We start from the raw sequence: 22,621 nt of genomic DNA, 5'->3' as shown, positions 1-22,621 counted from the left end.
GGGCTCTGCGCAGGCAGCGGCGATGTGTGCATTGTTCGTCAGCCGCCATTTCGCCGATAGCGACCCGAATGACAATCTTCGCTAGAATCGGGCCATCGTTGGATCATCGTTGAATGTCACGGGGCGATTGCGAATGCCGGCTACATCCACCTCCTCTACCGCCGGGCGCGATGACGGGCCCCGCCACGTCGTCGCGGTTGTCGCTTTCGACGGCATCAGCCCGTTCCATCTTTCGGTACCGTGCGTGGTGTTCGGCGAGGACCGCAGCAACGGCGGCTTGCCCGATTTCGACTTTCGCGTTTGCGCCAGCGAAGCCGGCGCGCTGACCACCACCGCCGGCTTCTCGATCGCGGTCACACACGGGCTCGAAGCACTCGCCGACGCGGATACGATCATCGTGCCAAGCTGGCGCGATCCGGACGAGACGCCGCCCGACGCCCTGCTCGACGCACTGCGCGCCGCCCATGCACGCGGCGCCCAGCTGGTCGGGCTGTGCCTGGGCGCGTTCGTGCTGGCCGCGGCCGGCATTCTCGACGAGCGGCCAGCATCGACCCACTGGGCGTGGGCGGACGATTTCGCACACCGCTTTCCGCGCGTGCGGCTCGATCCCGACGTGCTCTATGTCGACGACGGCAACGTGTTGACCTCGGCAGGCACCGCTGCCGGCCTCGACTGCTGCCTGCATGTCCTGCGCAAGATGTGCGGCGCGCAGGCGGCGAACTATGTCGCGCGCCGCCTGGTGGTGCCGCCGCATCGGCAGGGTGGCCAGGCACAATTCATCCAGCAACCGGTAGCGCCGAACGTCCGCGGCGACCGCCTGTCCTGTCTGCTCGATTGGGTAAGCGGAAATCTGGATGCGCCGCATACGCTCGACACGCTAGCCGAACGCGCGTTGATGAGCCGCCGCACGTTTACGCGGCGCTTCCGGCTCGCCACCGGCACGACCGTCGGCGCGTGGCTGCTGGCGCAGCGGCTGAGCCGCGCGCAGCAACTGCTGGAAAGCACTGATGAGTCCGTGGAAGCGATCGCGGGGATTGCGGGATTCGGCTCGACTGCCTCGCTACGGCAACATTTCGCGGAGGCGTTCCGCACCTCGCCATCCGCGTGGCGGCGGGAATTCCGCGGCGTGTGAGCGTGGTGGACGCGCTTATTGTTCGCTGATCCAGCGCGCCACATACAAAAGCAGCGCCACCAGAAAAATCATCACCGCCCACGCCCAGTTTGGCACCACGTGCGGATTGGGCTCGCGATGCGAAACCCCATGCGACACACCATGGGCCGCCCCATGCGATGCGCTCGCTGCCCGCCCGGTCAGCGCATTGCCATGATCCACGCGCGTGCGCCGGGCAATCCCGCCGAGGTTAATCGGCCGCAGAAACACGTGCTGCCGACGCGCCGCCGACCCGCGTGCACGATTCGGCCCTTGCCCATGCTTGGCGCGAACAACAGCGCCAAACTCGTCGAAAAAATCGTCCGCCAGTTGATGCAGCGCGTTTTCGAGTTGGCGCGTAGGCAGCTCAGCAAGCGGCCCGGACGAGGTCGCCCAGATCGTGTAATCGATCCGCGTGCCGCGCTCCCTGCCGACGCCATGCGAGCCATCGTCGGCGCGCAATCTCACTTCGATCTGTCCGCGCAACGAGCCGATGCCCTCGGCTCTCGCCTTGAAGTTGATGGTGCGGCGCTGGGCATCCGCCGGTCCGGAATCCTGGCCCGCTACATGGGCGCGCGCTTCGTAACGCGCGCGCAACGGCCCGAGCGGCACGGTCATGGTGAGCGCGTATTCGCCGTGGCCAAGGCGCGTGAACGACTCGCAGTTGTCGAGGCTGGCACGCAACAAGGCGAGGTCCTGCAACGCGTCCCAAACGTCGGACGGCGCAAGCGGAATCCGTAACGCGTCGTTCAGTTCCATGGCAGCCTCCCCGATGAACGCGCGACAGCCGGTCAGGACGTCTGATCGATACGGTCGACGCGCGATGCGTAAAACGCGAGATACCCTTTTATTTGTAGCGCCGGTTCAAGCGGCGTCTCATAGCTCCAGACGGCGTTTTCGATCAGACCGTCTTCGGTGCGCAGATGATAGTACGAAGCATGGCCCTTGAACGGGCAGTGCGAAGTATGGGTGGAGCGTTCGAGGCGCGCCATGTTGACGTCGCCGCGCGGAAAATAGAACACGTCCGGCAGACCGGTTTCGGTGAGTGTCAGGCCGGCCTGGGTGTCGGCCATCGTCACGCCGCCGTGAATCACCCGCACCCGATGGTTGTTGCCGCTGATGGCGATGGTGTGCCCGCCCGCGCTCGCGCCGGGTCCGGGGCTTCCGTGAGGCGTCAAGGCATCGCTCATGTCTCGGCTCCGTGATGGTGTGCAACTCGGGGTGCAGCTCGGTATGCGGTTATGCAACAAAAAAGCCACGGGGTGCGCCCGTGGCTTCATTATCGGCCAAAGTTAAGCCGATTGCGCGGCCTTCCTGAATACCGCCGGAGCGTGTTGTCCGGCGCCGCCCGGAGAGGCAAGCCGCTTATTGCATATTCCAGTAGAACGCCGCCTTGGCGGTGCCCTTGGCCGGAATCGTCACCGCCTTGGTCTGGTCGTTATCCTTGTATTGCGCGTGCACGGTGTAGCGGCCCGGGCGCAGCCTGACCAGCATATACGGCCCACGCGAAGTGGCGGTCAGCACATTGCCATCGTGCGCGTCGACGATTCTCACATGGACGTCGGCGAGAAAATCAGAGCCGGGGCCGGTGAAGCGCATCGACAGCGGCCACTGGCTTTGCGCCTGCTGCAGTGCTTTCGATTCGTCGAGACCGACGCCGCCCGACACGAACGAGACGTCGCCCTGGTGCTGGATTTGCGGCAGGCCGCCACCGTTGGCGTTGCCCGCGCTGCTTTCGTCGGTGGTTGTGCCACCCGTTACGTCACTCGCCTGCGCATAAGCGCCGCCCGCCAGACCGAGCGTGAGCGCTGCGCAGACCGCAGCGGCTACGATCCTCCGCTGATTGCGTTGGGTTTTCATCGGTTCGCTCCTTCTTAAGGTCCTTGTCATCCGGAATCCCTCGGAGGGTCCAGATCAAGGCAGACGCAAGCTGCGTGCCCGCCATCAGTTCGCGTCGTATGGAAACCGCTGCTGCGCCACGCCATGCGGCGCAGAACGACCTGCTTTACAGCTTTGATACAGCTGTGAGTCAAGCCTTGAAACAGGTGAAAAAATGCCGGTCCGTACGAAGTAAGTGCAAGGACCGGCAAGCATTACTTCAATGCGATCAATGCCCGTTTAGCCGAGATCGACCGGCACGAAGATCTGCGCGTTATCGCGCTGGATCAGCAACGCGATGCTGTTGCCCGCGCCGGCGATCATCTGCTTCAACTGATCGACGCTCGTCACCGGCCGGCCATTGACCGCCAGAATCACGTCGCCCGGCTGGATGCCGGCACTTTCAGCCGCGCCGCCCGATTGCTGCACCAGCAAACCGTGCGACACGGACGCGCCGCTCTTCTCTTCCGGCGTCAGCGGCCGCACCGCTACGCCGAGACGGCCTTGCAACTGGGTCGGCTGATCGGCCTTATCCGAGGCTACCTTGGCATCCGACAACGAACCGATCGTCACCTTCAGGTCTTTGGTCGCCTTGTCGCGCCACACCTGTACGGTGGCCGAACTGCCCGGCGCCAGACCCGCAACCTGCGACGGCAGATCCGATGAGTCGCCGACCGGCTCGCCATTCACCGAAAGAATCACGTCGCCCGGTTGCAGACCACCCTTGGCGGCCGGGCCGCCCGGATCGACCGAGCTGACGAGCGCGCCTTGCGGCTTCTGCATGCCGAACGAATCGGCCAGCGTCTGGTTCATGCCCTGCACCGCGACGCCGAGACGTCCACGGCTCACATGGCCGGTCTTGACGATGTCGTCCTTGACCTTGATCGCTTCGTTAATCGGGATCGCGAACGAAAGGCCCTGGAAGCCACCCGTCTGCGAATAGATCATCGAGTTGATGCCGATCACTTCGCCTTGCAGATTGAACAGCGGGCCGCCCGAGTTACCCGGGTTCACCGGCACGTCGGTCTGGATAAACGGCGTGTAGTTCTCGTTCGGCAGCGAGCGCGACTTCGCGCTGATGATGCCCGAGGTCACCGTGTTGTCGAAACCGTAAGGCGAGCCGATCGCGACTACCCACTGGCCGACCTTGCTCTGACGCGGATCGCCGATCTTCACGGTCGGCAGGCTGCTCGCGTCGATCTTCAGCACAGCGACGTCGGACTGCTTGTCGGCGCCGACCACTTTCGCCCTGAATTCACGCTTGTCGGTGAGCTTCACGGTGACGACGTTCGCGCCGTCCACGACGTGGGCATTGGTCAGGATGTAGCCGTCGCTGCTGACGATGAATCCCGAGCCGAGGCTCGCGCTCGGCTGATCGGGCGCATCGCCGCCGTCGCCGCCTTGCATGCCCGGCATGCCGCCGAAGAAGTGCTTGTAGAACTGATAGAAGGGATCGCTCGGATCGATCGGCAACTGGTTGCCACCGTTGGCGCCATTACCGCCGTTACCGCGCAATGCCGTTTGCTTGACCACATGCTTCGCGCTGATGTTGACCACGGCCGGGCCGTAGGTTTCGACCAGACCCGAGAAATCGGGAATGCCGGTTTTCGCCGCGGCTTCAGCGGGCATCATCGCGGCCTGCGCCGGCGTGATCACCTGCGGCGCGGGCACGTCGCGATGCCCCGCCACATAGCCGGCGGAGAGCGCCACGGCGACAGCCACTGCAACAGCGCTGCGGGACAAGGTTTTCGCGTTCATCGTGTACTCCTGACTGGGAGAAAGAGGCTTTGGAATGAGATGAAGCGTACCTGGCATCGCTTAAAAGAGTCTTAAGCAGCGCCAGATCGCTTCAAGCCCATTGTTGAGGCTTGTTTAAGCCTCGCTTAAGCCACGTTCGATCCACGTTCGAGTCACTTTACGAACAGAAAGCCTCACCCTCAGAAGCGCACGTCAACCTGCAAACCACCTGTGGCCGATTCGTCGAGCTTCACCGCCGCATGATGTTGCGTGGCGATGCGGCGCACGATCGCAAGGCCCAGGCCGCTACCCGCTACATCGGTGCGCACCCGGTTCGCGCTGGCGCCGGCCCGGTAGAAACGATCGAACACGCGCTCGCGTTCGGCCGGCTCGATGCCCGGCCCGCTATCGGCAATCCGCACCACCGGATGTCCCCCCTCCACATGCAGACTCACGTCGACACGGCCGCCTCGCGGTGTGTATTTGGTTGCGTTATCAACGAGGTTGTTGAACATGACTCGCAGCGCGTCGGCATCGCCGATCACCGTGGCGGGTTCGCTCGCCTCGATGCCGAGATCGACGCCGCGATTCTGCGCAAGCGGCGCGTACGCCACCACGCAGTCCTGCAGCAGCGCGCGCAAATCGATCGCGTTCGTCGCGGCGACGCCGTCCGGCTCCGAACGCGCGAGCGCCAGCAATTGCTCGGCAAGACGCGTGGCGCGCGTGACACCCGCCTGCAGATCGGCCAGTGCTTCGCTACGCGTGGTGTCGTCTTTCGCGCGAGCCACCAGTTGCGACTGGATCTGCACGGCGGCAAGCGGCGTGCGCAATTCGTGCGCGGCATCGGCGACGAATGCTTTCTGAATATCGAGCGCAGTGGCGAGCCGTTCGAGCAGGCCGTTCAACGCGCGCACGAGCGGCTGCACTTCGAGCGGCAGACGCTGATCGGGCAAGGGATCGAGCGCCTCGGGGTGACGGGCGTCGAGCGCGCTGGTCACGCGCCGCAACGGCCTCAGCCCGCGCCCGACAACGACCCACACCGCCACGCCCAATAGCGGCAGCAGCACGATCAACGGCCACAAAGTGCGCAACGCCACATTCGCCGCGAGCCGGTTGCGCACCGAAACCGGCTGCGCCAGCTGCACGACGTTATCGCCGACGATCGCGCCGTACACACGCCAATCTCCACGTTCCGTGTGCTCGGTTGAAAAGCCGAGTTCGGCGCGCGGCGCGAGCGGCGCTCGCGGGCGTGAGTAGTACATCAACACACCGTTGCGATTCCATATCTGCAACACGATGCCTTCGTCGCCGGTGTCGCGCGAACCGAGCACCTGGGAGAACGGCTCCGACGGCAGTGCCGCGGCGATCTGCTCCAACTGGTAATCGAACAGTTCGTTGGCTTCGGCAAGCGCTTGCCGGTAAATCAGCCAACCCGCAATGCCGACGCCGAGCAACACCAGCGCCAGCAGCCAGAACAACAATTGACGGCGAATCGAACGCATCGGCTCAGGCGTCCTTCGCGATCATGTAACCAAGACCGCGCACGTTGCGGATCAAGTCCGCGCCGAGCTTCTTGCGCAGAGCGTGGATGTAGACCTCGACCGTATTGCTGCCGATTTCCTCGCCCCAGCCGTACATTTTTTCTTCGAGCTGGCTCTTGGAAAGCACTGCGCCGGGCCGCGCGATCAACGCTTCGAGCAGAGCGAATTCACGCGCAGACAACGCGACCGGCGCGCCGTCGAGCGTGACCTGATGCGAGGCGGGATCGAGCGTCAGATTGCCGTGGCGAATCGTCGAATCGCTGCGGCCCGATTGACGGCGGATCAACGCGCGCATGCGGGCGCCGAGTTCGTCGAGATCGAAAGGTTTGACGAGGTAGTCGTCCGCGCCGGCGTCGAGGCCTTTGACGCGATCGGCAACCGCGTCGCGCGCGGTGACGATCAGCACCGGAATGGCTTGGCCCTTGGCGCGCAGCGTGCGCAGCACGTCGAGACCGTCGCGTTTAGGCAGGCCGAGATCGAGCAGCACCAGATCGTAAGGTTGGCTGGCCGCCGCGCTGAGCGCCGCTTCGCCGTCTTCCACCCAGTCGACCGCGAAGCCTTCACCGCGTAGCGCCTTGCGTACGCCTTCGGCGATCATCCGGTCGTCTTCGACAAGCAATATGCGCATGGTTGGTACGGTCCCGAAACATTTGATGATGCCGCATTCTAGCGCCCAGCCCTGGCGTGCGCGCCACGCGACGCTTTTTCACCGCAGCGTGGCGGCATGTCTCTACAATGGGCGCTTTGCGTCGCGCCGCGGTTTTTCGCGCGCTACGCGACGCTTCGACACACTCTGGATTGCCGCGCGCCACCGCGCCCCGAAATCTTGCTTCTTCGCCTGTCCATGACGCACGCTTTTTTGTCCGCTTTTTTGCACTCTCTCGCACGCCGTGTAGCGCTGCGTCCGCTGTCTTCTTCTGTTGCCGACTCTCTGCCTCGCCGATTCGCACCGCGCTCGGCGGCGTTGCTGCTTGCCTGCGCCGCGCTCGGCAGCGGCGGCGCGGCGCTGCCGCTTGCCGCGCAGGCGCGCATCAAGGCAACCCATCCGAGCGTCAACGTCACCACGGTGTTGCCGCAATCGGTCATGGTCGGCCTGCAGCGCGCGCATGTGCCTTTGTCGTCGATCAGCGTGGTGGTCGAGAAAGTGGGCGACCGCACGCCGATCCTCGCCTTGAACGCCGGCAAGCCGATGATGCCCGCCTCGACGATGAAACTCGTCACCACCTACTCCGGCCTGTCGATCCTCGGCCCGGAGTATCGCTGGCGCACGAGCGCCTACGCGGACGGCACGCTCGACGCCAACGGCGTGCTGCACGGCAATCTGACCATTCAGGGAACGGGCGATCCGAAACTCGTGCCCGAAGAACTGATCGACCTTGTGCAGAAGATCCACAAGGCGGGGATCAACGGCATCGACGGTGCACTGGTGCTCGACAAGCGCTATTTCGACGCCTCCACACGCGATCTGCCGCCGTTCGACGACGACGCCACCGCGCCGTACAACGTCGGCCCCGATCCGCTGCTGTACGCCTTCAAATCGCTGTCGTTCACGCTGACGCCTTCGCCGGACGGCAGCGTCGCCATCGACGTGCTGCCCGCACTCTCGCAGCTACAGATCGACAATCAGATGCACGCCGTCAACGGCCCGTGCCGTGGCGACGCCGCCTCCGTCTCGCCCACCGTCACGCCGCAGCCCAACGGCACCGTGGTGGCCTCGTTCGACGGCGACTACTCGGTGCGCTGCGGCCCGCGCACGATCAACGTCGCGGTGCTCGATCACTCCGCATTCTTCGCGGGCGGTTTCCTCGCCCTGTGGCAGCAAACCGGCGGCACGTTCAGCGGCGCGACCCGCGAAGGCCCGGTGCCGGTCGGCGCGCGCCTCGTCGCCACGCACCAGGGGCCGATGCTGTCCGACATCGTGCGCGACATCAACAAGTTCAGTAACAACACGATGGCGCGCAACCTGTTCCTGACGATCGGCGCCACGGAAGAAAAAGGGCCCGCCACGCCCGCGAAATCGGCGCGCGCCATCGAGGAATTTCTGCGTCGCGACAGCGTCGACATGCAATACATGACGCTCGACAACGGCTCGGGCCTGTCGCGCGACGAGCACGTTACCGCGCTCTCGCTCGCCGATCTGCTGCAGCGGGCCAATGCGAGCCCGGTCGCCCAGGTGTTCGTGGAGTCGCTGCCGATTGCGGGCGTCGACGGCACCATGCGCAACCGCTTGACCAACCAGGGCGCGGGCGGCAACGCACACATCAAGACCGGCACCCTGCGCGACGTGCGTGCGATCGCCGGTTACGTGGCCTCGTCGGACGGCAACAGCTATGTGGTGGTGAGCCTGATCAACGACCCGCATTCGGAGGCCGCGCGCGCCGCGCACGACGCCTTGCTCGAATGGGTCTATCAGGGACCGTCCCAGGGATTCACGAAGGTCTCCGACCCCGTCGCCGAACCGCGCGGCAGCAAGCCCAGGAAAAACCCGCACAAGCGCGGCACCCATTGAGGATTCCTTCTATAGAAGCCACGCGCGGCAATGCGCCCAAGCGTGTACGCTGTCGGGCAGTGTTTGAGGCGCGCGTAAAACATTATGCGTAGCGCACGAGCCACGCAGCCGTTACGAAAGCGTGGCCCAATCAAACGATAACGACAACGTCCGCTGCGGCAAGCGCAGCGGCAAGGGACCGCGGAGGAAGACACAATGCAATTCGATGCCGAATTGCTGCTGCTCGCCATGGCGCCAGTCTTTCTCGCATGCATTGGCTGGGAGGCGTGGCACCTGCGGCGTACGCGCCCCGGCGCGCAGCTCTATAGCTGGCGCGACACGTTCTGCAACGCCGCGCTCGCGCTGATGCAGCAAGCCGCCGACAAGCTCGCGTGGCTCGTGATCATCCCCGTCTATGCATTTTTCTACGATCACTATCGCGTCTATACGTGGCAGGCGAGCTGGGTGTCGTTCGTCGTGCTGTTCGTCGCTCAGGATCTGCTCTATTACTGGTTTCACCGGTGCAGCCACCGCGTGCGCTGGCTGTGGGCCGCGCATGTCGTGCATCACTCGTCGGAACGGATGAATTTTTCGACCGCCTTCCGCCAGAGCCTGATGTATCCGATTGCCGGCATGTGGCTGTTCTGGATTCCGCTCGCCGTGTTCGGCTTTCCGCCGAAGCAGATCGTCGCGATCGTGCTGATCAATCTCGGCTTCCAGTTCTTCGTGCACACCCAGGCGATCGGCAAACTCGGCTGGCTCGAATATGTGCTCAACACGCCGTCGATTCACCGCGTGCATCACGCACGCAACGATCGCTATATCGACCGCAACTATGCCGGCGTGCTGGTGATCTGGGATCGCCTGTTCGGCAGCTATGTCGAGGAAGATCCGCACGATGCGCCGGTGTACGGCATCGTCGAACCGCTTCACACCTATAACCCGCTGAAGGCGACGTTTCACGAATGGGGGTCAATGGCCGCCGATTTCGTGAGCGTGCGAGGCTGGCGCAACAAGTTGCGCGCGCTGTTCGCACCGCCCGCATGGGCCGCGGCTTATCACGCGGGCCGCGCTGCGGGTGCGGGTGCCGCTGCCGCTGCTTCCAGCGGCGCTACAAGCATTGAAGGTAACCATACGGCCGCGTTTCAAACACCGCGCAGGCCGTAGAAGATTCTGTAAGCTGTCGTCATGCCGCCGACGCGGTGGGCGCTGCCTGCAACACATGGCATAAGGGCCACACATACGAGGAGATGTAGTCAACATGAAACAAACAGCATCGAGGAAACGCAATTTCGTCCGCGTCACGCAGATCGCCATCGCCAGTGCGGCGTTTGCACTGCTCGCGGCTTGTGGCGGCGGCAGCGATAACAACAACAGTTCGAGCAGCAGCACGCCGGCAGGCGGCGTGAAATTGCAGGTCGTTTCGTTTGGCGACAGCTTGTCGGATGTCGGCACGTACGCGCCGGTGATTCAGGCGAGTTTCGGCGGCGGCCGCTTCACGACGAACCCGGGTGAAGTGTGGACCCAGAAGGTCGCGGAGTACTACGGCGGCACGTTGACCGCTGCGTATCTAGGCGGCTTCGGTCAACCGCTGGTTGCGACGGGCGGGCTCGGTTACGCGCAAGGCGGCTCGGACGTCGTGAACGCCCAGGGCGAAGGTTGGGCACCGAACAACGCGGCGGCAACGACCGTGCCGGTGGTGACCCAGGTGGCGAACTACCTGGGCGCGCATACGAGCTTCAACGCGAACCAGCTCGTGCTGGTGAACGGCGGCGCGAACGACATCTTCCAGTTCGCGGGGACCACCGCCAACCTGACGGCGCTCGCCACCGCGCTGCAGACGCAATATCCGCTGCTCGTGCAGGCCGGCAAACTGCCGAACACTCAGGCAGGCCAGGTACAGTTCATCGCCGGCTACCTGCAGCAGTTGGCCAACCCCCAGATCGCGACGGCCGCCACGCAGCTCGCCGCGCAAATCCAGACCATCGTCAACTCGGGTGCGACCCACGTGGTGGTGTCGACGGTGCCGGACATCGGCAATACGCCGCAAGGCGTTCAGGCCAACGCAGCCTCGCCTGGTGCGGCTGCACTCCTGTCGGGGATTACCGCGGCGTATAACGGCATCCTGGTCCAAACCATGACGTCGCTCGGCCTGCTGGGCACGGGCAAGGTCATCGTGGCCGACGCGTTCACGTGGATTGATCAGCAGTTGCCGAACTACCAGGCGCTGGGCTTCACGGTGTCCAACACCGGTACGGCGTGTAACCTGACGTCGATGGTGACCAACGCAACCGCGTACGCCACCGCCAATCCGAGCGCAACGAACGGGCTGACCCCGGCACAGTATGGTGCCCAGTTCGGCTCGTCGCTGTTCTGCTCGCCGCAGACTTACACGGTGGCCGGCGCTGACCAGACCTACATGTTCGCCGACCTGGTCCATCCGAGCACGCACTTGCACGCCTTGTTCGCGCAGTACGTTCAGCAGCAGATCGCTGCGACGGGATTGGGGAAATAAGTTGAGGGTTGCCGCGTAGCGGCAGCAGGATGCGAGTTCTGCGAACGCCCGGCTTGCTGGTCAAGCCGGGCGTTTTTTTATGTTTGTCGCGCGCGGGACAACGGTTGAGACGGTGGGTTGAAATGACAAGTTGCAGCAACAGATTGTGGCGGCGCCGGTGAGCAAGCCGAACCAATCAGGCAGGTCCTACCCCTGCGCTTCGAATGCAGCCGCGGCCCTGCCCAGCCGATCGTTCACAGCGATCCACTCGATCGTGTCCGGCAACTTCTCGATGAGAATCCGGCTCACATCCGCGCGATCGAGTGCCCTTAGCAACCCGTACAACTCGCGCGCATAAACGTGCGGATCTTCAGGCGCGGCAATGAAGTGCACGCCCTCGGCATGGGCCCACTCGCCTGCGCGGGAAGCACGCGCCACCAAGGCCACGCGTTCATCGCTCTGACGCGCCGCGAGCAAAATCTGCAACGCATCAAAAGGCAGCAAGGCCAACGGCGTGCGCGGCGCATAGTGCGCCTTTAACGTCCCCGAAGCGCGCGGTGCCGTGGCATCCGAACCGTCGGGCAGGCGTGGCGCCTCGCCGAGTACGTCGGCGATATCCTGCGGCGTTACGCGACCCGGTCTCAACAGCGCCGGAAATCCGCGCGACAAATCCAGAATCGTCGATTCGATCCCGACGTCAGATGCGCCGCCGTCCAGCACATGAATCGCGCTGCCGAACTCGTCGCGCACGTGCTGCGCCGTAGTTGGGCTCACGTGACCAAATCGATTCGCGGAGGGCGCCGCCACGCCGCCATGTCCGCCGCGCAACGCACTGAACGCTTCGAGCAAAGCCTGCGCAACCGGATGCGACGGGCAGCGCAAACCCACTGAATCCTGGCCGCCGCTCACGGCTGCATTGATCCGCTCGGCACGCTTCAGGATCAACGTAAGCGGCCCCGGCCAGAACGCATCGATCAAGCGCTGCGCCTCCGCGGGCAAATGCTCGACCCAGTAGTTCGGATCGCCCTGCGGCGCCAGATGCACGATCACCGGATGATTCGCCGGCCTGCCCTTCGCCGCGTAAATACGCGCGACCGCGTCCGGACTTTCGGCGTCGCCGCCGAGTCCATAGACCGTCTCCGTGGGGAACGCGACGAGGCCGCCCGCGTCGAGCAGCGCGGCAGCGTGTTCGATCTGCTCGGCGCTCACAGGCAAGGCGCTTGCGGCGCCCCCTTCGGCAGGTTTGCTTTGATCCGGCATGGTGCTCGCGTCAGCCCGTGATGATATGCAGGAGCCGCGCGCAATCGCGCGCCGACGTGCGGGCTTCTTCGAGTGTCGCGGCCGTGAAGTTCACGTGACCCATCTTACGGCCGCAACGTGCTTCTTCCTTGCCGTACAGATGCAAACGCGCTGCCGGCATCGCGGCGACTTCGTGCCACGGCGGCGTGACCGCGGCGCCCTTCGGGCCGCCTGGGAACCAGACGTCGCCGAGGATGTTCAGCATCACCGCCGGCGAATGCTGACGCGTGTCGCCGAGCGGCATGCCGGTCATGGCGCGGACCTGCTGTTCGAACTGGCTGGTCGCGCAGGCGTCGACGGTGTAATGGCCGGAGTTATGCGGACGCGGCGCCATTTCGTTGGCGACCAGCGACCCGTCTTCGAGAATGAAGAACTCGACGCACAGCACACCGACATAGCCGAGCTTGTCCGCGATTTGCAGCGCAGCCTGCTGTGCTTGCTGGACCAGCGTCGGGCTTGCATCCGGCGCAGGCACGATGGTGTGCGACAGCACGCCGTCGCGATGCGTATTCTGCGCCAGCGGATATACCACCGACGCGCCGCTCGCCGCGCGCGCGATCAGCGCGGACACTTCGAACTTCAGCGGCAAGCGCTTTTCGAGCACACACGGAACCCCTGCGAGCGACGCATGCGCCTCGCGTACTTCCTCGGCGTTGCGCACACGGATTTGACCTTTGCCGTCGTAGCCCATGCGTGCAGTCTTCAGAATGCCGGGCAGCACGGCTTCGAGCTTCGCGTTGTCGAGCGCGGCCAGCGCGTCCGACGATTCGATCACCACGTGCGGCGCCACGGTCACGCCTGACGACGCGATAAAACGCTTCTCGGCGATCCGGTCCTGGGCGACGGCGACGCAACGGCCGGCCGGGCTCACGAAGGTGGTTTTCGCCATGAAATCGAGGCTCGCCGCCGGCACGTTCTCGAATTCGGTCGACACCGCCGCGCACAGCCGCGCGAGTTCAGTGAGCGACGCTTCGTCGTCGTAAGCCGCCCGGATATGGCGGTCGGCAACTGTGCCCGCGGGACTGGTTTCGTCCGGGTCGAGCACGGCGACGCGATAGCCCATTGCCTGAGCGGCAAAACAGAACATGCGGCCGAGCTGGCCGCCACCGACCATGCCAAGCCATGCGCCGGGCAGAATCGGTGAAACCGGTGTGTTGTCTGGGTTCATCTTAGTGGTCGGTCGCGGCCGGGTGCTGCATTCATGCAATCGCAGCACCTGGCCGGGGGTCAGACAGGGGGACGTCTAAAAGCAATCAGCCTTGGCGCTTACAGCGCCGGCAGCACCATTGCGTGGGCCGCTTCGTTCTGGCGCACGCGGAACGCAGCCAGCTTTTCCGCATACTCGGCGCTCGTGCCGCTCAGAATCGACACCGCGAACAACGCCGCATTCGCCGCGCCCGCTTCGCCGATTGCAAACGTGGCGACCGGCACGCCTTTGGGCATCTGCACGATGGAGTGCAACGAATCGACGCCCTTCAGATACTTGCTCGCCACCGGCACGCCGAGCACCGGCACCGTGGTCTTGGCGGCCAGCATGCCCGGCAGATGCGCCGCGCCGCCCGCACCCGCGATGATCGCGCGAATGCCGCGCTCACGCGCGCTCTCGGCATACGCAAACATCTCGTCAGGCATGCGGTGCGCGGACACGACTTTGGCCTCATACGGCACGCCGAATTCTTGCAAAATCGCGACGGCGTTCTTCATCACTTCCCAGTCGGAACTGGAACCCATCAGCACGCCGACAACCGGCGCGCCATGCGTATGGGCAGTTTGTGCTTCACTCATGGTACGGCTTCCTTGTTTCTTGAGCACTGCAGATATAGCCAGGTAAGCGTACTTAAGCGAGCTTGTGTCCGGTCAGGCGTTCGAGCGCTTCCTGATACTTCTCGCCTGTCTTCGTGACCACATCGTCCGGCAGCTTCGGTGCAGGCGGTTCTTTCTTCCACGGCTGGGTTTCGAGCCAGTCGCGCACGAATTGCTTGTCGAACGACGGCGGGTTGGTGCCGACCTGATACTGGTCAGCCGGCCAGAAACGCGACGAGTCGGCGGTCAGCGCCTCGTCCATCAGATACAGCTGGCCGTGGTTATCCAGACCGAATTCGAACTTCGTATCCGCGATGATGATGCCGCGCGTTGCAGCATAGTCAGCGGCTTCCTTGTACAGCTTGATCGAGATGTCGCGGATCGTGGCCGACAGTTCGGTGCCGATGCGGCGTTCCATCTCGTTGTACGTGATGTTCTCGTCGTGGTGGCCCATTTCGGCCTTGGCTGCCGGCGTGAAGATCGGCTCAGGCAGCTTCTGCGCGTTTTGCAGACCCGGCGGCAGTTCGACACCACAGACCGAACCGGTTGCCTGGTAGTCTTTCCAACCGCTGCCGGCCAGATAGCCGCGCACCACGGCTTCGACGAGGATCGGCTCGAGGCGCTTCACCACCACGGCGCGGCCCTTCACCTGCTCGACTTCGTCAGCCGCCACCACGGATTCGGGCGCCACGCCCGTGAGGTGATTCGGCACCACATGCTTGAGTTTCTCGAACCAGAAGTTCGCCATTTCGTTGAGCACGCGGCCCTTATTCGGAATCGGCTCGCCCATGATGACGTCGAACGCCGACAGACGGTCGGTCGTGACAATCAGCAACTGGTCGTTGCCCACCGCATAGTTGTCGCGGACTTTACCGCGGCCGAGCAGCGGCAGCGAGTGGAGCGTGGATTCGTAAAGGGTAGACATCGTCGTGGTTCGCTAAAAGTGGGGCAAAAAGTATGACCGGAACAAAAGGGAAACGCCGTTCCCCGGATGATGCGGGAACGGCGATCGGACGACAACCTGGCCAATCGGCCAGATGTAGAGCCTGCTTATAGCTTAGCGGACGACTTGCGCGAGCTCGCCCGATTTGTACTTCTCCGCGATTTTATCAAGCGAAACCGGCTTGATCTTGCCAGCCTGGCCTTCGCAGCCAAATTGCGTGAAACGCTCGAGACAGATCTTCATCGCGGCTTCACGCGCCGGCTTCAGGTAGTCGCGCGGATCGAACTTGCCCGGATTGGTCGCCATGTAGCGGCGGATCGCACCGGTGATCGCCAGACGCAGGTCGGTGTCGATATTGACCTTGCGCACGCCATTCTTGATGCCTTCCTGAATTTCCTCGACCGGCACGCCGTAGGTTTCCTTCATGTCGCCGCCGAATTCGCGGATTTCCGCCAGCAGTTCCTGCGGCACCGACGACGAACCGTGCATCACCAGGTGCGTGTTCGGAATGCGCTGGTGAATTTCCTTGATGCGCTGGATCGACAGGATGTCGCCCGTGGGCTTCTTGCTGAACTTGTACGCGCCGTGCGACGTACCGATCGCGATCGCCAGCGCGTCGCATTGCGTCAGCTTGACGAAGTCGGCAGCCTGCTCCGGATCGGTCAGCAGTTGCTCGCGGGTCATCGTGCCTTCCGCGCCGTGGCCGTCTTCCTTGTCGCCCTTCATGGTTTCCAGCGAACCGAGCACGCCCAGTTCCGCTTCCACCGTGATGCCGATCGAATGCGCCGCTTCAACCACCTTGCGCGAGACTTCGACATTGTATTCGTACGAAGCGACCGTCTTGCCGTCGGCTTCGAGCGAACCGTCCATCATCACGCTGGTGAAACCGCTGCGGATCGCCGCCATACAGACCGCCGGCGACTGGCCGTGATCCTGGTGCATCACGACCGGAATGTGCGGATACGACTCGACCGCGGCTTCGATCAGGTGGCGCAGGAACGGCTCGCCCGCGTACTTACGCGCGCCGGCCGACGCCTGCATGATGACCGGGGCGTTGACCTTGTCCGCTGCGAACATGATCGCCTGCACCTGCTCCAGGTTGTTCACGTTGAATGCCGGAATGCCATAACCGTTTTCGGCGGCATGGTCCAGCAGTTGACGCATTGATACGAGAGGCATGCTTAACTCCTTAGATTGAAACGAATTCTGTGCCGTCGGCATCTTTTGGGGCGATTTTATCGCGAAGCAAGCTGCATACCCGTTCACACATTCCCTAAAGCGCGTCACCTGCGGACCTTTACCGCACGCGCGATTGGAGTCTGTGCGCCGCCTCTCGCGGGGCATGACAGCCTGCTTCACTCAATCAAGCCTGTGCCGATCGAGCAGTCTGTTGTGTAGGGCGGCAATAAGTGCTTTAGCGGTTACTTCCGTCCCACACACAGTGCGTCAAATCAATACGGTTCACCAACGCGCACGATCTTCAGCGTATTCGTACCGCCTGCCTGACCCATCGGCTCGCCGACGGTCAGCACCACCATGTCGCCGCGCGATGCATAGCCCTTGCCGACCACGGTTTCCAGCGCCTGCTGCAACGCGGTGTCACGATCGGTGCTGGTGTCCAGATGCAGCGACGTAACGTTGCGGTAGATCGCCATCGCCCGTTCGCTGCCGACACGCGGCGTGAGCGCAAAAATCGGCACATGCGTCCAGTGACGCGACATCCACAGCGCGGTCGAACCCGATTCGGTCAACGCGACGATCGCCTTCGCACCCAGGTGGAACGCCGTGAACAGCGCACCCATGGCGATGGACTGGTCGATTCGCGTAAACGTGCGGTCGAGGAAATCCTTATCCAGCTCCGACTGCTCCGACTTTTCAGCTTCGAGGCAGATCGCCGCCATCGTCTCGATGGTCTGCACCGGGTACTTGCCCGCTGCGGATTCGGCCGACAACATCACCGCGTCCGTGCCGTCCAGCACCGCGTTGGCGACGTCCGACACTTCGGCGCGGGTCGGCACCGGCGCGTAGATCATCGATTCCATCATCTGGGTCGCGGTGATCACGAACTTGTTCGATTCGCGGGCCATACGAATCATGCGCTTTTGCAGCGCAGGAACTGCGGCATTGCCCACTTCCACGGCCAGGTCGCCGCGCGCAACCATGATGCCGTCCGATGCGTCGAGGATGCCTTGCAGTGCCGGAATCGCTTCCGCCCGCTCGATCTTCGCGATCATCTTCGGCTTGATGCCGTAGGGCGCGCCCGCGATGTTCGCGAGCTGGCGGGCCATTTCCATGTCGGTGGCGTTCTTGGGGAACGATACCGCGACGAAATCCACGCCGATCGACATCGCCGTGCGGATGTCTTCCATGTCCTTGGCCGTCAGGGCCGGCGCCGTCAGTCCGCCGCCCTGGCGGTTGATGCCCTTGTTGTTCGACAGATCGCCGCCGATCTTCACGGTGGTGTGGATCTCGCTGCCGAGCACGCGCACGACGTCGAGCACGATCAGGCCGTCGTTGAGCAACAGCACGTCGCCCGGTTTCAGGTCGCGCGGCAGGTCTTTGTAGTCGAGGCCGACGCGATCGTCGTTGCCAAGTTCGCACTCGGCGTCGAGGATGAACGGGCTGCCGGCAACCAGCGTGGTCTTGCCGTTTTCGAATTTGCCGACCCGAATCTTCGGGCCTTGCAGGTCAGCCATGATGGCAACTTCACGGCCGGCCTGGCGGGCCGCCTCGCGCACGAAATCGGCGCGCTGGCGGTGGTCGTCGGCCGTGCCGTGCGAGAAATTGAGCCGCACCACGTCGGCGCCTGCCTGAATCATTTGCAGCAGGATTTCCGGCGTACTGGAAGCCGGTCCGATGGTAGCGACAATCTTGGTGGCGCGATGCATGAGTCTCCTCGTCTGGGTGGGATCGCTGGAATGAGCGCTGCGAGTCGGATGCGGAGGCTGCGCACCGAAGGGTGCTGCTGGGGGCTGCGCGCCGGTTGAAACCAGCGTCGCTTTATGGGGTGAAGCGGTGTTCGATACCGGCAGGGGGCGCGCCGGTGAGGGGGCGAGCGTCGTCTCGTCGTACGGGAGTTCTGCGGGCGAGTGGGCGGCTTGTCCGGTGGACAATTCCGCTGCCTCGCCGGCAGTGGTCAACTCCGCGAGCGCGAGGGACAACTCGGATTCCTGCTGCTGCGGGGCGGCGGCTTCAGCCACGGCCGCTGTGGCGGCGGAGCGCGCTTCGCGCTCCCCTGCCGTTGCTGCTGCGGTGTTGCGCGGCTTGCTACCGCGCGCTTTTGCAGACTTCGCTGAGGGGGAGCGCGTCACCACGTTAAGCCCGCGATTCCAGAACTGCGACAGCGGGGAGTGTCTTGCCCTCGAGGAACTCGAGGAAGGCGCCGCCGCCCGTCGAGATGTAGCTGACCTTGTCGTGGATGCCGTACTTGGCAATCGCCGCGAGCGTATCGCCGCCGCCTGCAATCGAGAACGCCGACGATTTGGCGATCGCGTCAGCCAGCGTCTTCGTACCGTTGCCGAACTGATCAAATTCGAACACGCCGACCGGACCGTTCCACACGATCGTGCCGGCTTTTTCCAGTTGTGCGGCGAGCACCTTGGCGGTTTCCGGTCCGATGTCGAGGATCATGTCGTCGTCTTGCACGTCGGCGACGGCCTTGACTTCAGCCTTGGCGGTCGGAGAAAACTCTTTCGCCGTGACCACGTCGGTCGGGATCGGCACCGAGGCGCCGCGGGCTTTCGCTGCGTCGATGATTGTCTTGGCTTCGGCGACCAGATCGGCTTCGGCAAGCGACTTGCCGATCTTGAGGCCCGCCGCCAGCATGAACGTATTGGCGATGCCGCCGCCCACAATCAACTGATCGACCTTGTCGGCCAGCGACTTCAGAATGGTCAGCTTGGTGGACACCTTCGAGCCGGCGACGATCGCCACCAGCGGACGCTTCGGCGCGCCCAGCGCCTTACCGAGCGCTTCGAGCTCGGCGGCCAGCAGCGGGCCGGCGCAAGCGATCGGCGCGTATTTGGCGATGCCGTGCGTGGTGGCTTCGGCGCGGTGCGCAGTGCCGAATGCGTCATTCACGTAGACGTCGCAGAGCTTCGCCATTTTCTGCGCGAGCTCGTCGGAATCCTTCTTTTCGCCCTTGTTGACGCGGCAGTTTTCCAGCAGCACGAGCTGGCCCGGCGCGACGTTCACGCCGTTTTCGACCCAGTTGGCGACCAGCGGCACGTCACGGCCAAGCAGCTCGGCGAGGCGCTTCGCGACCGGCGCGAGCGAATCTTCCGGCTTGAACTCGCCTTCGGTCGGGCGGCCCAGGTGCGACGTGACCATCACGGCGGCGCCTGCGTCCAGCGCGGCCTTGATCGCCGGCACGGAGGCGCGGATGCGGGTGTCTTCGGTGATGTTGCCTTGATCGTCCTGCGGCACGTTCAGATCGGCGCGGATGAACACGCGCTTGCCGGACAGCTTGCCTTCGGCGATCAGATCGGAGAGACGCAATACCTTGTTCATGGGCGTGTATGTGCGAGTTGATGGGAAGGCGGTGGCGGACGACGCGCTGGGCCTTAAGCGCGGCAAACTCCAGCGCTTCGGCACGGCAGCGGCTCCACTGAGTCGGGCGCCGGCGGCAAAGCCGCGGCTGTCGCGCCATGCAGCGGCGCGCTTATCCCGGAAACACCCATTTTAACTGATCCACACGGCCTTCTGACCCGCAACCAGGCGAATGTCCCGTATTTGAAGAATGCGCCGCGCATGTCGCAGTGCAGCATTTTCGTTCCAATCAATTACATGAAGAGGCGCAAGAGCGTGAACACGGCCATTCCCACCACAATCGTGCCGAGCATGGTGCGGCGCCACATAAACCACGCCAGACCGGATAGCGTCGCGTAAAACTCGTGGTTCGAGGGCGCGAACGAGAGCCCCTCCGGCGTCGCCAGCACATCGGGCAGCACGACGGCGGCAAGCGCCGCGGCCGGCGCATAACGCAGCATCCGCTGGACACGCGCCGGCAAAACCGTGCGCTCGCCGCCGATTAGAAACATCGCGCGTGTCACCGCGGTGACGAAGGTCATGCCGATAATGGACAGCCAGATCTGTAAGGACGTCATTGGGAATCTCCGGCGCTGTTGCGGATGCGGCGCAAGTCGGCGCGCTCGACCATTAGATCGGCCGCGCTGCCCGCGATAATCGCCGCAATCACCGCGAGCGGTAGCGCAAGCCGGTACGGCAGGTCGAAAGCGAGCAGCGACACCAGGCCGGCGATGCTGACCGCGACCAGCGTGGAGCGCGTGGCGATCGCCGACACCATGATGGGCAGCAGCGCCAGCGTGCCTGCCAGCGCGAGGCCCCAGTTATCCGGAATCAGGCTCGCCAGCAGAATGCCGACGATCGACGAGACCTGCCACGACAACCAGCTGCACACCGCCATGCCCCAGAAGTACGCCTCTTTGCCCGGCACGTAACCGGTCTGGAAGCTCTTCTTCTGGAACAGCAGATAGATCACGTCGCCGTTGAAGTAGCCGAGCACGATGCGGCGCCACATCGGCAGATAGGAAAAATGCGGTGCGAGACCGGCGCTGAAGATCACGAAACGCGTATTGACCATCGCGGCGGTGAGCAGCACGGTCCAGATCGGCAGCTTGGCGGCCAGCAACGGCAGCACGGCCAGTTGCGACGATCCGGCGTAGCAGAGCAGCGACATGGTGAGCGCCTGCGGCAGCGTGAGCACGGACTTGCTCATGGCGATGCCGGTGACGAGACCCCAGGAGAAGATCGCCATCAGCGTGGGCGAATAGTCGCGCGCGCCCTGACGAAAGGAACGGCGATCGGTATCTGACAAGCGAGCGAGCATGGGGCGAAACGCGGGCGCCAGGCGGCGGCGCAACGAAGGGAGGTCGGCGCCAGGTCGTCAAGCACCCGCTGGCGCATCCGGATGAATTATGCGTGCGCCGAATTATAGCGCCCGGCATGCGGCCAAATGCCCGTTCCTTGTGCAAAAGACGCTAAAATAACGCTCTTTCACCGCACCGCTGGAGAATCGCATGTCAATGGCCGATCGCGACGGCAAGATCTGGATGGATGGCAAGCTCATCGACTGGCGCGATGCCAAGATCCACGTGCTTACGCACACGTTGCATTACGGCATGGGCGTTTTCGAAGGCGTACGCGCCTACAAGACGGCTGACGGCGGCACGGCGATTTTTCGCCTCCAGGAACATACCAAGCGTCTCCTGAATTCGGCCAAGATCTTCCAGATGGACGTGCCGTTCGGTCACGAAACGCTGGCTGCGGCACAGTGCGAAGTGGTCCGTGAAAACAAGCTCGAATCCTGCTACCTGCGCCCGATCATCTGGGTCGGCTCGGAAAAGCTCGGCGTGTCGGCCAAGGGCAACACGATCCACGTGGCGATCGCCGCCTGGCCTTGGGGCGCTTACCTCGGCGAAGACGGTATCGCCAAGGGCATCCGCGTGAAGACCTCGTCGTTTACGCGCCATCACGTGAACGTGTCGATGGTCCGCGCCAAGGCCTCGGGCTGGTACGTGAACTCGATCCTCGCCAACCAGGAAGCAATTGCCGACGGTTACGACGAAGCGCTGCTGCTGGACGTGGACGGCTACGTGTCGGAAGGCTCCGGCGAGAACTTCTTCCTCGTTAATAACGGCAAGCTGTACACGCCGGATTTGTCGTCGTGCCTCGACGGCATCACGCGCGACACGATCATCACGCTGGCGCGCGACGCGGGCATCCAGGTGATCGAAAAGCGCATCACGCGTGACGAGGTCTATACCTGCGACGAAGCGTTCTTCACCGGCACCGCCGCGGAAGTCACGCCGATCCGCGAACTCGACAACCGCACGATCGGCTCGGGCGCACGCGGTCCGATCACCGAGAAGCTGCAATCCGGCTTCTTCGATATCGTGAACGGCAAGAGCGACAAGTACGCGCACTGGCTCACCAAAATCTAACGCACGCTGTGCCGGCCCAAGGCCCTTGGCCTTTACCAGCGCAACGCACGCACCCTGCATACAACGAGAAACTCCTCATGAGCGAAATCAAAGAAATGCCGCTGGTCGAATTGACCGCAAAAGATCTGCCGGCGTACTGCCCGAATCCGGCCATGCCGCGCTGGAGCGCGCACCCGCGCGTCTTTATCGACGTCACGCACGGCGAAGCGAAATGCCCGTACTGCAGCACGCGTTACAAGCTGCGCGACGGCGAAGTGGTCAAGGGTCACTGAACGCAAGCGCTTCGCAGTAAGGCCGCAGCCGCGGCGGGACCGGTCATGCCGGAT

The 22,621-nt window shown here is 63.8% G+C and carries 21 protein-coding genes; 6 read left to right on the top strand and 15 right to left on the bottom strand.

Annotation, left to right across the window (positions count from 1 at the left end):
- The first annotated feature begins 133 nt into the window (after positions 1-133).
- The gene (locus KHO30_RS19895; RefSeq protein WP_211701940.1) at positions 134-1,132 is read left to right on the top strand and encodes a helix-turn-helix domain-containing protein; all 999 of its coding nucleotides are present in this window, start codon (positions 134-136) and stop codon (positions 1,130-1,132) included.
- 15 nt (positions 1,133-1,147) lie between these two features.
- Here the strand turns inward: KHO30_RS19895 and KHO30_RS19890 are convergent, their stop codons facing one another.
- The 6 genes from KHO30_RS19890 to KHO30_RS19865 all read right to left on the bottom strand — a co-directional run bounded on the left by KHO30_RS19890 (position 1,148) and on the right by KHO30_RS19865 (position 6,934).
- On the bottom strand, positions 1,148-1,909 hold the full coding sequence (locus KHO30_RS19890; protein ID WP_175050817.1) for an SRPBCC family protein: 762 nt from the start codon (positions 1,907-1,909) through the stop codon (positions 1,148-1,150).
- Between the two features lie 32 nt (positions 1,910-1,941).
- Positions 1,942-2,340 (bottom strand): DUF427 domain-containing protein, encoded by a 399-nt coding sequence (locus KHO30_RS19885; RefSeq protein WP_093635603.1) that lies wholly within the window; start codon positions 2,338-2,340, stop codon positions 1,942-1,944.
- 175 nt (positions 2,341-2,515) lie between these two features.
- Entirely contained in the window at positions 2,516-3,010 is a 495-nt protein-coding gene (locus KHO30_RS19880) for a carboxypeptidase regulatory-like domain-containing protein (RefSeq protein ID WP_211701939.1), read from the bottom strand.
- A 258-nt stretch (positions 3,011-3,268) separates the two neighbouring features.
- Positions 3,269-4,786 (bottom strand): DegQ family serine endoprotease, encoded by a 1,518-nt coding sequence (locus KHO30_RS19875; RefSeq protein WP_211701938.1) that lies wholly within the window; start codon positions 4,784-4,786, stop codon positions 3,269-3,271.
- A gap of 179 nt (positions 4,787-4,965) precedes the next feature.
- On the bottom strand, positions 4,966-6,267 hold the full coding sequence (locus tag KHO30_RS19870; protein WP_211701937.1) for an ATP-binding protein: 1,302 nt from the start codon (positions 6,265-6,267) through the stop codon (positions 4,966-4,968).
- A 4-nt stretch (positions 6,268-6,271) separates the two neighbouring features.
- Entirely contained in the window at positions 6,272-6,934 is a 663-nt protein-coding gene (locus KHO30_RS19865; RefSeq protein WP_054034404.1) for a response regulator, read from the bottom strand.
- Between the two features lie 216 nt (positions 6,935-7,150).
- On the opposite strand from KHO30_RS19865, the gene dacB reads away from it, so the two are divergent.
- The 3 genes from dacB to KHO30_RS19850 all read left to right on the top strand — a co-directional run bounded on the left by dacB (position 7,151) and on the right by KHO30_RS19850 (position 11,309).
- Positions 7,151-8,815, top strand: a complete 1,665-nt coding sequence (gene dacB, locus KHO30_RS19860) for a D-alanyl-D-alanine carboxypeptidase/D-alanyl-D-alanine endopeptidase (RefSeq protein ID WP_211701936.1) — start codon at positions 7,151-7,153, stop codon at positions 8,813-8,815.
- Between the two features lie 195 nt (positions 8,816-9,010).
- Positions 9,011-9,961, top strand: a complete 951-nt coding sequence (locus tag KHO30_RS19855) for a sterol desaturase family protein (RefSeq protein ID WP_211701935.1) — start codon at positions 9,011-9,013, stop codon at positions 9,959-9,961.
- 94 nt (positions 9,962-10,055) lie between these two features.
- On the top strand, positions 10,056-11,309 hold the full coding sequence (locus tag KHO30_RS19850; protein WP_211701934.1) for an SGNH/GDSL hydrolase family protein: 1,254 nt from the start codon (positions 10,056-10,058) through the stop codon (positions 11,307-11,309).
- Between the two features lie 186 nt (positions 11,310-11,495).
- Here KHO30_RS19850 and KHO30_RS19845 read toward each other — a convergent pair whose 3' ends face one another.
- The 9 genes from KHO30_RS19845 to KHO30_RS19805 form a co-directional block, all read right to left on the bottom strand.
- A complete protein-coding gene (locus KHO30_RS19845; RefSeq protein ID WP_211701933.1) occupies positions 11,496-12,548 on the bottom strand; it encodes an L-threonylcarbamoyladenylate synthase in 1,053 nt (350 codons plus the stop codon).
- Between the two features lie 10 nt (positions 12,549-12,558).
- Positions 12,559-13,755, bottom strand: coding sequence for a 5-(carboxyamino)imidazole ribonucleotide synthase (locus KHO30_RS19840; RefSeq protein ID WP_093635587.1), 1,197 nt, complete (start codon positions 13,753-13,755; stop codon positions 12,559-12,561).
- A gap of 98 nt (positions 13,756-13,853) precedes the next feature.
- Entirely contained in the window at positions 13,854-14,372 is a 519-nt protein-coding gene (gene purE / locus KHO30_RS19835) for a 5-(carboxyamino)imidazole ribonucleotide mutase (RefSeq protein WP_029968172.1), read from the bottom strand.
- 52 nt (positions 14,373-14,424) lie between these two features.
- A complete protein-coding gene (locus KHO30_RS19830) occupies positions 14,425-15,315 on the bottom strand; it encodes a phosphoribosylaminoimidazolesuccinocarboxamide synthase (protein WP_028196245.1) in 891 nt (296 codons plus the stop codon).
- Positions 15,316-15,447: 132 nt separating this feature from the next.
- Positions 15,448-16,512, bottom strand: a complete 1,065-nt coding sequence (gene fba, locus KHO30_RS19825; protein WP_054034414.1) for a class II fructose-bisphosphate aldolase — start codon at positions 16,510-16,512, stop codon at positions 15,448-15,450.
- A 272-nt stretch (positions 16,513-16,784) separates the two neighbouring features.
- The gene (gene pyk, locus KHO30_RS19820; RefSeq protein ID WP_093635756.1) at positions 16,785-18,221 is read right to left on the bottom strand and encodes a pyruvate kinase; all 1,437 of its coding nucleotides are present in this window, start codon (positions 18,219-18,221) and stop codon (positions 16,785-16,787) included.
- Positions 18,222-18,648: 427 nt separating this feature from the next.
- Entirely contained in the window at positions 18,649-19,842 is a 1,194-nt protein-coding gene (locus tag KHO30_RS19815) for a phosphoglycerate kinase (RefSeq protein ID WP_093635585.1), read from the bottom strand.
- 272 nt (positions 19,843-20,114) lie between these two features.
- Positions 20,115-20,438, bottom strand: a complete 324-nt coding sequence (locus tag KHO30_RS19810) for an AzlD domain-containing protein (protein WP_054034418.1) — start codon at positions 20,436-20,438, stop codon at positions 20,115-20,117.
- A complete protein-coding gene (locus KHO30_RS19805) occupies positions 20,435-21,181 on the bottom strand; it encodes an AzlC family ABC transporter permease (RefSeq protein ID WP_054034673.1) in 747 nt (248 codons plus the stop codon). The genes KHO30_RS19810 and KHO30_RS19805 overlap by 4 nt, the downstream gene beginning before the upstream one ends.
- Positions 21,182-21,371: 190 nt before the next feature.
- Here KHO30_RS19805 and KHO30_RS19800 point away from each other — a divergent pair, with 190 nt between their 5' ends.
- Together KHO30_RS19800 and KHO30_RS19795 are read left to right on the top strand one after the other, a co-directional pair.
- Positions 21,372-22,295, top strand: a complete 924-nt coding sequence (locus tag KHO30_RS19800) for a branched-chain amino acid transaminase (protein WP_054034420.1) — start codon at positions 21,372-21,374, stop codon at positions 22,293-22,295.
- A 77-nt stretch (positions 22,296-22,372) separates the two neighbouring features.
- Positions 22,373-22,567, top strand: a complete 195-nt coding sequence (locus KHO30_RS19795; protein WP_054034422.1) for a zinc-finger domain-containing protein — start codon at positions 22,373-22,375, stop codon at positions 22,565-22,567.
- Positions 22,568-22,621 lie beyond the last annotated feature (54 nt).

Source organism: Paraburkholderia aspalathi, assembly GCF_905220735.1.
Taxonomy (GTDB): Bacteria; Pseudomonadota; Gammaproteobacteria; order Burkholderiales; family Burkholderiaceae; genus Paraburkholderia; species Paraburkholderia aspalathi.
Note: the sequence above shows the minus strand (reverse complement) of the source record. Positions and strands in the feature narration are given on the sequence as shown.